The sequence below is a fragment of the Cohnella silvisoli genome (genome assembly GCF_021190915.1).
In the GTDB taxonomy this organism is placed as follows: domain Bacteria; phylum Bacillota; class Bacilli; order Paenibacillales; family Paenibacillaceae; genus Cohnella; species Cohnella silvisoli.
Genome location: NZ_JAIOAP010000015.1, coordinates 60,863 through 73,875, shown reverse-complemented (window position 1 = coordinate 73,875; position 13,013 = coordinate 60,863). Strand labels below are relative to the sequence as shown.

At 48.6% G+C, this 13,013-nt stretch carries 12 protein-coding genes; 10 read left to right on the top strand and 2 right to left on the bottom strand.

Annotation, left to right across the window (positions count from 1 at the left end):
- Window positions 1-92: 92 nt before the first annotated feature.
- The 4 genes from K7P76_RS24295 (at window position 93) to K7P76_RS24280 (ending at window position 2,894) form a co-directional block, all read left to right on the top strand.
- A complete protein-coding gene (locus K7P76_RS24295; protein ID WP_232188007.1) occupies window positions 93-920 on the top strand; it encodes a helix-turn-helix transcriptional regulator in 828 nt (275 codons plus the stop codon).
- Window positions 917-1,585 (top strand): phytanoyl-CoA dioxygenase family protein, encoded by a 669-nt coding sequence (locus tag K7P76_RS24290; protein WP_232188005.1) that lies wholly within the window; start codon window positions 917-919, stop codon window positions 1,583-1,585. The genes K7P76_RS24295 and K7P76_RS24290 overlap by 4 nt, the downstream gene beginning before the upstream one ends.
- A gap of 179 nt (window positions 1,586-1,764) precedes the next feature.
- Window positions 1,765-2,262 (top strand): hypothetical protein, encoded by a 498-nt coding sequence (locus tag K7P76_RS24285; RefSeq protein ID WP_232188003.1) that lies wholly within the window; start codon window positions 1,765-1,767, stop codon window positions 2,260-2,262.
- Window positions 2,263-2,531: 269 nt separating this feature from the next.
- Window positions 2,532-2,894: a winged helix-turn-helix transcriptional regulator gene (locus tag K7P76_RS24280; protein WP_232188002.1), complete on the top strand. Its 363-nt coding sequence runs from the start codon at window positions 2,532-2,534 to the stop codon at window positions 2,892-2,894.
- 66 nt (window positions 2,895-2,960) lie between these two features.
- Here K7P76_RS24280 and K7P76_RS24275 read toward each other — a convergent pair whose 3' ends face one another.
- Window positions 2,961-4,031, bottom strand: coding sequence for an SDR family oxidoreductase (locus K7P76_RS24275; protein ID WP_232187993.1), 1,071 nt, complete (start codon window positions 4,029-4,031; stop codon window positions 2,961-2,963).
- 276 nt (window positions 4,032-4,307) lie between these two features.
- Between K7P76_RS24275 and K7P76_RS24270 the strand changes: the two genes are divergently transcribed.
- The 5 genes from K7P76_RS24270 (at window position 4,308) to K7P76_RS33520 (ending at window position 11,340) form a co-directional block, all read left to right on the top strand.
- The gene (locus K7P76_RS24270; RefSeq protein ID WP_232187991.1) at window positions 4,308-6,125 is read left to right on the top strand and encodes an RNA polymerase sigma factor; all 1,818 of its coding nucleotides are present in this window, start codon (window positions 4,308-4,310) and stop codon (window positions 6,123-6,125) included.
- Window positions 6,122-7,237 carry an extracellular solute-binding protein gene (locus tag K7P76_RS24265; RefSeq protein ID WP_232187988.1) on the top strand — a complete coding sequence of 372 codons (1,116 nt, stop codon included), beginning with the start codon at window positions 6,122-6,124 and terminating at the stop codon, window positions 7,235-7,237. The genes K7P76_RS24270 and K7P76_RS24265 overlap by 4 nt, the downstream gene beginning before the upstream one ends.
- Window positions 7,237-8,367, top strand: a complete 1,131-nt coding sequence (locus K7P76_RS24260) for an extracellular solute-binding protein (protein ID WP_232187986.1) — start codon at window positions 7,237-7,239, stop codon at window positions 8,365-8,367. The genes K7P76_RS24265 and K7P76_RS24260 overlap by 1 nt, the downstream gene beginning before the upstream one ends.
- Before the next feature lie 156 nt (window positions 8,368-8,523).
- Window positions 8,524-9,867 (top strand): helix-turn-helix domain-containing protein, encoded by a 1,344-nt coding sequence (locus K7P76_RS24255; protein ID WP_232187984.1) that lies wholly within the window; start codon window positions 8,524-8,526, stop codon window positions 9,865-9,867.
- 15 nt (window positions 9,868-9,882) lie between these two features.
- Complete coding sequence (locus K7P76_RS33520; protein ID WP_232187974.1) at window positions 9,883-11,340, top strand: VOC family protein; 1,458 nt, start codon at window positions 9,883-9,885, stop codon at window positions 11,338-11,340.
- A 148-nt stretch (window positions 11,341-11,488) separates the two neighbouring features.
- On the opposite strand, the gene K7P76_RS24245 is transcribed toward K7P76_RS33520, so the two are convergent.
- Window positions 11,489-11,953, bottom strand: a complete 465-nt coding sequence (locus K7P76_RS24245; RefSeq protein ID WP_232187966.1) for a MarR family winged helix-turn-helix transcriptional regulator — start codon at window positions 11,951-11,953, stop codon at window positions 11,489-11,491.
- A gap of 176 nt (window positions 11,954-12,129) precedes the next feature.
- On the opposite strand from K7P76_RS24245, the gene K7P76_RS24240 reads away from it, so the two are divergent.
- Window positions 12,130-13,008, top strand: a complete 879-nt coding sequence (locus K7P76_RS24240; protein WP_232187964.1) for an SDR family NAD(P)-dependent oxidoreductase — start codon at window positions 12,130-12,132, stop codon at window positions 13,006-13,008.
- The last annotated feature ends 5 nt before the right edge of the window (window positions 13,009-13,013 follow it).

Genomic DNA, 13,013 nt, shown 5'->3' with positions numbered 1-13,013 from the left:
ATCATCTCAGACACAAAAAAGCCTCTCCCATGCATTTTCAATTAAATGGGAATCAGTTATTTTAGATAGAGGACAGAGGTGGAGGTATAGCGATGGCGATGATGGAAGAGGGACCGGTTCCAACCTTTAAGGTAAAGGAATGTTATGCAGGAACGATCACTAATCCGCCTGGCCAACTATACGGACCAAGACCTCAGCGAGAACTGCAGCTCGTGCTCCTGCATACGGGATCGATGTTTCTGGATATCGATGGGCAGGTGACCGAGGTTCTCCCTGGCCACGTAGTTCTGCTCATGCCAGACACAATGATACGTATTGCTTTCTCGGAAAAGACAGAAACTTGGCATCGTTGGATAACGATACACTCGTACGAGATCGAGGAGGACGTGTTGGTACAATTGGCGCGGCTGCCGGGGATACTGCCTATATCGGAGCGGATGAACCAACTTGTCGATATTCTCGTCGGGCTGCAACAGCAGGATTTTCCGGACAGTACCGTTCGTCATACGCTTGCTCTGGGCGCATTCCAGCTTTACGCCGAAGAGTGCGGTAAACATTTCGCTTCTAACGTTCACCCGGCGGTATCGCTCACAAAATCGTTCATCAAGGAGAGATTCCGCGAGGAACTGTCATTGGCTGAGCTCGCCAATGCCGCCCTCGTGTCGACAGGACACCTCCTTCGTCTGTTTCGTCAACATGAATCTCTGACACCTATGCAGTATTTATGGAATTATCGGGTGCTGCGGGGAGTCGAACTGCTTCGTACGACCGGCTTGCCTATAGGAGAAGTTGCTGAACGCTGCGGTTTTAAGACCTCTTACCATTTCGCACGAATGATAAAAAGTACTGTCGGCCTTACGCCAACTGAAATCCAGAAGAACGAGAAATCATTTTCTCCAGAAGGAGTGTTCACCGCGTGAGTAACTTAATAAAAGAAAAGTTTGCCCAAGAGGGTTATGTCGTTATCAATAACTTATTCTCGATTCAAGAGGCTCAAGCATATAACGAGGAGTGCAAACGCATTCTGGAAACGAAAGACGTTGGCAAATCCGGGGTGCTGGTCGGACTGTCCATCCTTAGTCCGTTATTCAAAGAGGCGGCAGCTCATCCGCGTTTAGTTGCTTCTCTGAAAGAAATCATAGGCGATCATGTTATTTTCCTAAGCGACAAAGTCGTATTCAAAAATGCGGCAACGGACTTCGGTTCGCCTTGGCATCAGGATTATCCGTATTGGAAAGGCAGCCATAAATATTCGGTGTGGATCGCACTGGACGAAGCTACGCCGAGTAATGGTTGCTTGAGGATCGTTCCCGGATCTCATTTGCAGGGGTTCGTCTCACATGGAGCCGAAGCGACCGATGGCAACGGTTTCGTGAACCGCATTAGGACAGAGGATCTCGATTCGTCGAAAATCATAGATCTAGAGGCTTCGCAAGGCGATGCGATCATCTTTCATGATCTCCTTTTCCACGCTTCTTATCCTAACGTCTCGGGCAAAGATCGCTGGGCGCTCATCTCGACCTACAAGGACGGCACTCAGGAAGATCCTGAATACGAATGGGCAGGGGCGGCTTTCAGCGTGTGAGTTGAATTTAGAACATTGGGCTGTCCCTTATAGTCGGCTTTCAACGGATGATCGATACTTGGAAAACGGCTGCCGCGAGGCAGCCGTCATTGCGTTAAGCAGGCAGGTAAACGCAACTATATTTTCCAGTATCCGTCTATATCAGTGATTACGTCGACTAATTGTGGGGTGTCAGATAAATGAAAAGAATGGTACCAACTGTTTTGTTTATATGTATGATAATTAGTGTTTGTGTACTTAGCCCTAATAAAGCGTTTGCTTGTAGTTGCGGCGAACCCAGCGTCCAAGAAAGATTCGAGCTATCTAGCGTCGTGTTCACAGGTACTTTGGTTAGTAAAGATAAAGAAGGCGGAAATATTTTTAGTGTAGATAAGGTCTGGAAGGGCCACCTCGCTGATAATTATGTGATTAGCGGTTTCTTTGGAATGTGTGGAACTGAATTTGAAAAAGGAAATAAGTATTTAGTTTTTACTGAGAATTTGAAAGGAAAAGAAACAACCACTCTTTGTAGTGGCAATAAACTAATTGCCGAGGCAAGCAAAGATATTCGAGCCCTGAACCATCTAACAGAACCCGAGAGTGTTAATAAATATTTACTAATAATACTTGCTGTATTTGTATGCGCAATAACAATCTCAATGGTAATATTTAGAGCTAAATTACGGTTCAAAAAATAACGCATAGAAAAGCAGGCTGCTATGGCAGTCTGCTTTTCTGTGTACAAGGGTTGCTCAGTTGCGAGGGGAGCGGCGCAGACAGCTAGTTAACCGCGGCTTTCTCCGTTTCCGGTTGAATGGCGCCCTTCAACTTAAACAGCGAAACGATAATCGCCATGCCCACGAGGAGCATTCCCTTATTCCCCTAATGCGCATTCGTGCAATATGCGGGTTACAGTTATAATGTCAATAACGAGCACTTAATGGCCAAAGAAGGGAGGCAGGGTGTAATGGAAGAGTCTGATAAGATTTACAATACTGCGGTAGAAGCAACACTGGAGGTAATCGGAGGGAAGTGGAAACCTGTGATTCTCTTCTATCTTACATTTGGCAAGAAACGTAACAATGAATTGAAAAGCTTGATCCCCTCAATTACTCAAAAAATGTTAACGCAGCAACTTCGGGAGCTTGAAGAGGAAGGCGTTATCTTTCGGATTTCATACAATCAGGTCCCGCCAAAAGTCGAGTATGAGTTGACGGACTACGGATGGAGTCTAAAGGAGATCCTGCATCTGATGTGCAGTTGGGGGGATTCGCATATCGAGAGAAAGTACGGGGGGAAAGCTGTCGTTTTGTCAAATCCGCAGTTTTAAGCTAAACATAACGTAATGAAGCCGACCTCATAAACAAGGCCGGCTTCTCTTATATCATACGGTAGGTTATGGGATAACTTTGCGCCGGCGGAAGTCATCGAAGATGTTCATAAACATCGCTTCGGTGTCGATGAATTCGTGAAAGCCTAGTCGACGGGCTTTCGTTCCGTCGGCGAAGAAATCGTAATCCCACGAGAACACGAAATCGCCGAATCGCCAGGAAGATACGTCATTATAAGAATTCGGAGCAAGCCCATGCTTCTCGACCATTTTGTTCCAAAGCGGCTCCTTGTCCGCCATGACGACGTCCAATGACATCTGCAGCGGAGGTGCCGTCTCTAGACCGAAGTAGTGAGCGATCTTCGGCCATAATTCGTTCCAGCGGAACAGATCGCCGTTCGTGATGTTGAACGCCTTATTGGCGCAACGCTCATCCGTCGCCGCCCATACCGTCGCCTTCGCGAGGAGCCCGGCATCAGTCATTTCCAAGAGACTGTCGTACGCGCCCGGCTTACCCGGAAACCGCAGCGGAAGTCCAAGCTCCTTCGAAATTGAGGCGTAGATCGCAATAACCATGGCAAGGTTCATCGGATTTCCAAGCGAGAAGCCACAAACTACGGAAGGACGGAGCGCCGACCAAGTCCAAGCCTTGCCTTGTTGCCGTTGTTCTAAGAAATTTTGCTGATCAACATTGAACTCGGGCGGCATGTGGTTAGCGTCCGTCTCCCGAGCTGGCGTCTTGAAAGGACCGAGATGAGCGCCATATACTTTATATCCCTGCATTAGACTGATGTGTATCAAGCCCGGCGCGATCGGTTCAATAGCTTCTACGACGTTCACCAGCATGGCGAGGTTGGGTGGAACAAGTTCCGCCCAAGTCGGACGGTCCTGATAGGCGGCATAGAATATGTGCGTTACCTCAGTTAGACCGTTTAGCTTCTCACGGCTGTCGTCTATATCGAGCAGGTCCGCAGCCACATACCGAACACGGCTGTTAGACTCTCCGCCTCGACGAGATACGCCGATCACGTCCCAATCGGGGAGAGTAGTAAGGTGATCGATGAGGTTGCGGCCGATAACACCATTTGCGCCCACGACCAAGGCGACTTTGCGGGGTGTTGCAGAATCGTTTTTCAAAGTGTTTCAGCTCCTTCAGTACTGTGCTTTGATATTGATATTGTTATTCTGCATGAAGGAACTATACATGAGAAGTACGCACTTTGAAGTGACATAGGCACTTTTTTGTAATCCAGCAGTTCTGAGTAGTGCAAAAGTTAAAGGATAATTAAGCACATAAGCCGAATTATTTCTCGTTATATCAAGGACGAACAAAAATAATTTTTAAATACTGTTCAAATCGAACGATTGGGCGGCATCCATATAATTAGGGCGATGAGAAGCGAGGAGGCAAGCATGGCATTCGAAGCGGAAGACAGAGCAAGTACGGCTAACAAGGCGGTACCCGCCGGGATGACGTCCGCCGATCGGGATCAGTCACTGGTGGAGCGTGCGCAACAAGGGGACACCGAAGCGTTCGGCGAGTTAATCGAGCAGCATCGCAATAAAGCCCGAGGGTTAGCGGAGCGACTGACAGGGGATCCCCACATGGCCGACGACGTTGTACAAGATGCGCTAATACGTGCATTTATGCACATGGGCTCGCTCGTCGATACTAGTCGGTTCCTCCCCTGGTTCTACCGCATCGTGCGTAACCAGGCAAATATGCGATTGCGCCGGGGCGGTCCGCACCGGAAAGAACAACCGTTCGTTTCCATACTCACCTCTTCTGAGACCAATAGCTCACGGGTTGACTGGGAGGACCTAGACAGCATCCTCTATCATCTGGCTCGTACGGCGGCCGATGCAGCGACGAGGGAACATGATCCGGCGGAGCATTTGCTGCGCAAGGAAATGTACGAAACGATTCATTCGCTGTTGCATTGCTTGAGCCGCAAGGAACGCGATATTTTCAAGGCTTATTTTTTCCGCCAACTGAGCCCTGACGAGATCGCCGACATGTACCGGATGACGACTGGCTCAATCTACACGTATATCCACCGCTCTCGCCAGAAGCTCCGCAAGGAGCATGTTCGTGTCTCACTCGGCCTATTGCCTGAGAAGAAGGAGGGAAGCGGATTGGCCAGACACAAGCTGCTTGAGATGCCGGCTTGGCAGGCAGATCCTCCAATTATGTCGACATTCGTGAGCAATATCGGTCGAATGCTCGCCGCAATAAGTGACCAATGGGAAGCCGCGGAATTCATGGGGGTGTCCACCTTCGCATTCCGCATGAAACTCTCGGACAAAACGACGTTCGCCGACGGCATCTACGTGTTTGATTGGAGGGCCGTACTGCAGGAGCTGATGAAGGAAATCGGCTATGAGATCTCGATTCTCTGCGGTCAACTGGCGGACTCGCCCGTGCCTCTGCTCGGGGCGGTGGAGCGGTTCCCGATCGTGCTGCGGATTGAGGAGGCGGTGATTCCGTTTATCCGCAAGCACATCGACGTCGGGAAGCCGGTACTGTATTTCGATACGCGGGTTACCAAACCGTATGTGCACGAATGGTCGGTTATCTATGGGTACGATGATGGGGCGCGTGTCGTTCATCTTACCGATCCGATGCTGCCAGAAGGTAAAATTCTTTCGTACGATGATGTGACAGACAATCCCGTGCGGTTTTTGGCTGGTTTCGGCAGTAAGCTGGAACAGGCGGCGGGGAAAACTGCGAGGAGATCAAGGGAGACAAGGGCACGCGAGCAAGCGCTGCGGACGATCCGGTTCGCAATCGACTACGCAAAGAACGGCTGCGACTATCGACCGCGAACTTCCTACTTGAATTACACGTCCGGGCTCGCAGCATATGATCGCTGGATCGGTCACCTGCAAAACCCGCATATCGCGCCGAACCGGTACGGGATGGGACAGTTATCCGCCGTATATGCCGAGGCGAAGCGTTATGCGGCGCTTTATTTGCGGGGCGTACTTCTTGATGGAGAGGCGATGCGGCTGGCGTTGCTGGCGTCGGAAGCCTATGAGCAAACTGCAGACGCGATGGATGAACTCAGCCGGCTTGTGCCGTTCATCCGGACGTCGGAAGTACTGTCACCGGATATGCGCGAAGTTTGCGTCGTGCATTTGGAGAAAGCCAAGATGTTCGAAAGCGCTGCAATTGGTTATCTAGAGAAAAGTATCGCCATAACGGCCGGGGAAGAGGGAAACGGACAATGAAAGAGCTGCGGTTTATGACGGAGTTTCAACATTTGCAACAGGTGGCGGATGCCAAGGAGTCATTCGAAAGGGCCAACCCTGGTGTAACAATTGTCATCGAGCAATCTACCGATCATTTTGAATCGAAGAACGCCTATCTATCCGATGAGGCGCCCGATATCATTGAGTCGGGCGGGTGGGCGCTGTTTAACAATAAAGACATGTTCGTCGATCTGAATCCTTATGTCGCAGATGCCGAGGGACTCGAAAAGGATTTTTACGAAGGACCAATGCGGGTCGCCCGCCACAACGGAATGCTGCCCGGACTGCCGGTCGACGTCAGCATACCGCTCATCGTCTTCAATAAGGAAATGTTCGAACGTGCTGGGCTTACTTTTCCCGCCGAGGATTGGACATGGGACGATTTTATCGAGGTGGGTAAAAAACTGACGATCCGTAATGAGCAAGGCGTAGCTTCGCAGTTTGGCTTTGGGATAGGCGTGGATATCGAGTGGTATGAGCCGTTTGTTTTCCGGAATGGCGGAAGCTACCTGTCTCCGGACGGATCGACGGCGAGGGGATATATTGATAGCCAGGCCACTATAGAGGCGATCCGCAAGATGATTGACGCGTATCGTGTACACGGGATTATCCGGAAGCCGGACGAGCCTTCCGAAGCAGGTCAACTTCACGAGGGTTTTGCGATGATCTTCGGTTTCATGTGGTTTACCGGCGGTCTGATTTATCACAAGATCGATGATAAGTTCGGGGTGGTCGGTCTGCCGAAAATGCCTGGAGGCGATCAGTCGAACATGATCTACATGGGCGCGGCCGGGATTATTTCAAAGTCGCAGTACCCGCGCCTAGCATGGGAGTTTCTGCGCCATTATATCATTGAGCGTCATTCTTGGCCGCTCCCGATCACGCGATCTCAGGCGAAGGAGCGCGGTCTAACCGATCATCGCCTCTGGTCGCGTTACATGAAAGAGCTCGACTGCGTACGTCCGAGCGGTTATTACCTAAGCGAGAAGTGGAATTCGTCACGTCAATTGATCAACGAGGATATCAACAAGATGATTCTAAATGGTACCGATGTGTCCCAAACGCTGCGGTCGTGGACGAGGTTCGCATAATGGGAGAGCAATTGACGGAAATAAGGTTCATGACGGAGATTCCACACTATTTGCATATCTTAATGGAAGCGAAAGAATCTTTCGAACAAGCCAACCCGAACGTAAAGTTGATTATTCAACAGGCTGTTGACGATTTCGAATCGGCGAAGGCATTGGAATCGGAGGAACCGCCCGACATTATCGAATTGGGCGGATTCCCTGTCGGCAACCCCGACGGTCTGTTTATCGATCTGACCCCCTATGTCTCAGAGCTAAAAGGGCTGGAGGAGGATTGGTACCCGGGTCTGCGACAGGCTATCGGCCATGGAGGAAATTTGCCCGGATTACCGCTCGAAATCATGATGCCGCTCATCATGTATAACAAGGAGATGTTCGATCGGGCTGGACTCACTTATCCGACCGATGAATGGACATGGGACGAAATGATGGAACTCGCAAGAAAGCTCACGATTCGCGATGCTGAGGGAAGAACATCCCAGTATGGATTCGGAATCGGCGTTGATATTGAGTGGTGGGAGCCGTTTATCCTGCGTAATGGCGGCCGTTATGTATCGCCGGACGGGTCGACAGCCAGAGGATACGTGGACAGCCCCGCAACGATTGAGGCCTTTCGAAAGCTTATCGATACCTATCGTGTGCACAAAATCATTCGAATGCCGAACGAACCTTCCGGATTGGAAGAAGGCCGTAAGCATGAGGATGCAGCTATGAACTTTACGTTCGGGTGGCACTTCTTCCATCATCCTGACCCAGATCACAAGTATGCTGTAGTCGGATTGCCGAAAATGCCGGGCGGGGTCGAAACGAATATGCTCTATATGGCCGGGGCCGGCGTCACTAAGAAATCTGCGAACCCTCGCCTGGCTTGGGAGTTTCTGAGCCACTACATTCTTGCCAGCCGTTCTTGGATTTTACCGAATACGAGATCTCAGGCGTTACAGCAGGGATTAACGAATCACCCCGTTTGGTCGCGCTACCTCCAAGAACTCCATCATGTCCAGCTTGGTGCCTTTTTCCTGAGCAGAAAATGGAACGCCAGTCGCCAGTTGGTTAACGACGACATTAATCGGATGATTCTTGAAGGCGTTGACGTGGCACAAACGTTGCGGTCGTGGACGCGATTTGCTTGATGGAAAAGGATGAATCTTTAAGCAGGAATCAATCAAGAATGAGCAGTTCGCCACGGCGTCTGCTCTTTTTCTTGATTTCTGAGAATTTTGAACATAATGGGGATAATTTCCTCTGGTATAATGATAATCAAAACGACATGGATAACAGGTGAAACAATGAGTTACGTGGAGTCCGTGCAAAGGGCGATAGACTACATCGAGGAACGATTGGATGAGGAGCTTGATCTTTCTTTGATTGCAGAGGAGGCTTTTATCTCGGTCGCTCAATTGTACCGGGTGTTCTATGCGCTCACCGGACATCCCGTCAAAGACTACATTCGCAAAAGAAGGATGAGCGTCGCCGCCAATCACCTGCGGAACTCGAAACGTACCGTGGAGGAGCTCGCCTGGGAGAGCGGGTTTGAGTCTTATCATTCATTCGCCAAGATGTTCAAGAAGATCGTTGGGTTGACGCCGGCCGTCTATCGCAAAGCTGACATTTTCTTCAGCTTCGAACCTATCCGCCTGCATGAGCAAGTCGCCTACAAGGAATACAAGGAGCAATCGGAGCTATTTCCAGACGTAAGAGTTATCCGCTTCATGCCGGACAAGATGTACGTCTATCTGCATATTTCCAGACAGCAAGCAGGAATGGAACATGAGGCCTTCCGGATTGTTAGCGAAAAGCTCGGAGCGCTTGAGACAGCGAGGAATTTTAAGCCCAAGTTACGGATTTTCGGCTGCAATGTCGATCTTCCCGAAGAAGACGGCGAACCCCGATTTGGTTACCGCGTGCTCATTGCGGATGGAGAAGAGTGGATTGTTGAAGGTACTTTTACTGAGGAATCATTCGTTGGTGGGCTGTATGCCGTAAGAAAGATTGTCGCATCTCCCCCAGAGACCGTTCAAGACGGATGGAACCGGCTATTGTCCGAATGGTTGCCGAAAAGCACATTTGAAATCGGCACGCATCAATACATCGAAGAATTCATCGCTTACAACGGCAAGGTAACGAGAATGAAACTGTATCTTCCCGTACAACGAAAGATTCATAACGAACCGATTGTAGTCGTCGAGCTTTCGGAGATACAGGCCTTTTTCTGCCGAGGATACGGAGCCAAGGCTCAAGCGGTAGCCGAAAAAAGGCTAATCGATTGGTACAAAAGTGGGTCTGATGAAAGCCGGCAGGCGAATCTAGGGAAATACTATATGACCTTTCATTACGGCAATCAAGATTCGGAGCAATATTGGTGGGAAAATGGGATTCTGATAGGTGGTACGGATGCTCCTGACCTAGAGGGACTGGAAAAGAAATGTTTTGGTTACGGTTCTTATGCCTGCTGCGTTTCCAAGACTTACGGCTCGTTGACCGGTGTTCTTGATAAGATGCTCCGCTGGATTGCAACCTACGGTAACTATCGGTTGGATGAAGAGCGGCAGTGGTTTGCGGAATATCATCCATTCGACGGCATGAACGTGGAGCGGGATACCCTTGTTAAAATCTACATTCCGGTCATATAAGGAGAGTGCTCAGAAGTGAAAAAGTCCGCAAAGAAGGTTCACGAAGAAAACTATCAACCGCAATATGTCACTCAGGCTTTCAAAGTCATTATGGGCCAAGCCGGAAAATCTTCGGATCGTACGCAAGAGCCACCGGCCAGCCTTTCGAATGGACTCGAGTCGGGTATCGATCTGATGACGCTGGTACAGCTGCCCGCAACCCAACTTAAGCGAACGGTTACATTCTATGTTGAGGTTTTGGGATTGCGGTTGGAATATCCGGAAAGACCGATTGAAAGCAATACTTTCGTGCAAACGACGCCCAGGATCGGCCCGGGATTGCATATCCTTGAAACTCCGAATTCGGAATTTCGTCATCTGCATGGAACGGTAGACGGAAAGTTGAAGGAATATCTAGCTTTTTACGTCAAAAGTTTGGTTCAGCTTCATGAACGGCTATTGCAAGCGAAGGCTGAGATCGTAATGGAACCGTCGGACGGTTATATGTCCTTTTTCGATCCCGAAGGCCATCTGATCGGAGCATACGAGCGAACCGATTCCGGTATCAACGATCGGTTCGAATCCAACATAACCGGTTTCCGGCACGTTCCGATGCACGTCGCAGATCCGGTGAGAACGGCAGTATTTTTCGAGCGTGCGCTTGGGTTTGAAAGAGCCCTACCGGATGAGGATGCGATCTATCTGGCGGTGAATAGCGGCGAAATAAATCAGCCGATGATTCAACTAGTCCAAGCGGCAGACCCAGAGAATCCGCAGCCCATGCACTGGATCCTCGACGGCCGCCCGAAGCACGGGCTGGAGCTGCACTCGAAAAATATTGGGGCGCTTAAGGAACGTGTGGTGGAGAACGGCGGGGCATTGAAGGAAGAGTTGGAGTTTACCGGCTGCGGCGGCTATCTTAAGTTTTATACGCCCGACGGCCATTACATCTGGGTAAATCAGGATCGAAGTTATCCGGACAGCTTCAAGCCAGAACGGGTGCCGACTGCATTCAAAGTACATGCCGTTGGAACAACTAACCTACATAAAGGAGAGGAGTATTCACAAATGGAAAATACTAAAGCTAAGGTAATTTTTTACGACAGTTTGCAAGTGAGGCTTGTATCTGACCTTGAAAAATCGTTAGCTTATTATCGCGATGTGCTTGGTTGTGAGGTCAATTATTGGGGACATGCAATCAGAGGCGGAATGAAATTAATCCTCCAGCAAGCAATGCATCCGAGTGATGTCAAATCCAATCAAGCATCGGCCAAACGGGATAATTATCCGACAGATTGGACGGGTCCCGATATGGGCTGGGACACGTTTGTACACATAAATTACGACGAGTTTGATTCGTTAATAGAAGAAATGAAAGCTAATGGAGCCAACATTATTTTAGGACCGATTGAAAAAACTCATAACAACGGCATGTCATTCAAAAATCTGTACATTCAAGACCCGGATGGTTACATCATTGTTTTCGGACAATAACAAAGATCAGTATACTGCGGACTTGCAAAACAAAGCTTTATCGGATTAATAGTCAGACTGAAGGTTAGTGGAGAAATATTGGTCGAAGAAAAGGAATCCAGCGACTGGATTCCTTTTCTTTTCTGTGTTTATTGAGGAAGAATAATCATTATTTGTGATCGTAGCCGTTAAAGAGTTTCAGCATTTCGATAAAATGAATGAGTTGTTCATCGTCCCATTTTGAAATACGTTCATAAAATACGGATTCTTTCTCTTTGAGAGCTTCAATAGTCCTTTGTCGTCCAAGATCGGTCAGTGATAAAAGGACTCCACGGCGATCGTCAGGAGAAGTTTCTCTAGTCACATAACCCATCAGCTTGAGTTGATTGACGAGGCGGCTAACTGAACTGCGGTCCATGGCTGTTGATTCCGCTAAAACGGAGGCACTCGTTGGACCGAATGAAAAGAGCCAACGGATTATCAGAAAAGAAGCAGGCTGTAATGAGGAGTCGAAACGTGCTGCGGTTCTGACATTTAGCGCGTGCGAAGCACTAATGAGTGCATTTATCTGTTCGCCGAGATTCTGTTCCAACTGCGTCCTCGGAATGATATTGGATGGTTCATAATTATGCATAGTTCACCTCAAATGAAAAATAGTTGACATATATCAAACAATAATCTATAGTTGATTTATATCAATTATATAGCGACATTTGTTACCTGTCAAAGGATTGAGACGGGTATAGCGGTATAAAGCAAATCATCAATTGTTCTTTTGACTTTGAATTACTGCTACGAGGAGGAGACAATATGAAGTCTAACGATATTGTTGTAATAACAGGCGCCACAAACGGTCTTGGACAACTGGTTGCAATTGAACTAGCAAAGCGCGGTGCACATCTTGTATTGACTGCCAGAAGCAAGAATCGAGCGGAAACGACCAGAAAAATATTAAAGGATATAATGCCCAAAACAGAAGTTGACTTTTTCTACGGTGACTTATCGTTAATGAAGGACGTCAGGCGTGTCGGAAACGAGATTGCGGCTGCCTATCCAAAGATTGATGTTCTGGTGAATAATGCAGGACTGCATGCATTTGAACAGCGAATTACTTCCGAAGGTTTTGCGGAAATGATAGCGGTGAACTATTTGGCCCCGTGGCTATTGTCACATACTTTACAGCAATCTTTAGTTAAGGCAGGAAATTCCAGGATCGTTAATGTTGCTTCCGAAGCATCACGCAGACACGGTGAACTTAAACTACCCGAGGATTTGACCCAAACAGCTACTTTTAATCTCAAAGGTTCGTCTGAGCTTTATGGAAAAACGAAGCTACTTGATATTATGTTTACCGCTGAAATAGCACGTGAACTGAGTGGAACCGGAGTCACCGTTAATGCGCTAGATCCAGGCTTTAATGTAACGGGTCTCGGACGTGAACTTTGGTTTGCATCAATGCTTGAGCGCATTTTGAAGTTATTACGTATCGGAGATCCACGTAAAGGAGCAGACATTATTACTCGTTTAGCTATAGATCCGCAGTATCAAGGAGTATCCGGTGGATATTTCAAAGTTGGAACTGGCAAGTCAATTATGCCTGTATACCCTGGCGGAGATGTCAATATGCAGAAGAAATTGTGGAATGATACAAAAAACTTGTTACAACACAGAGGATTCCTACTTCAATGAATGGT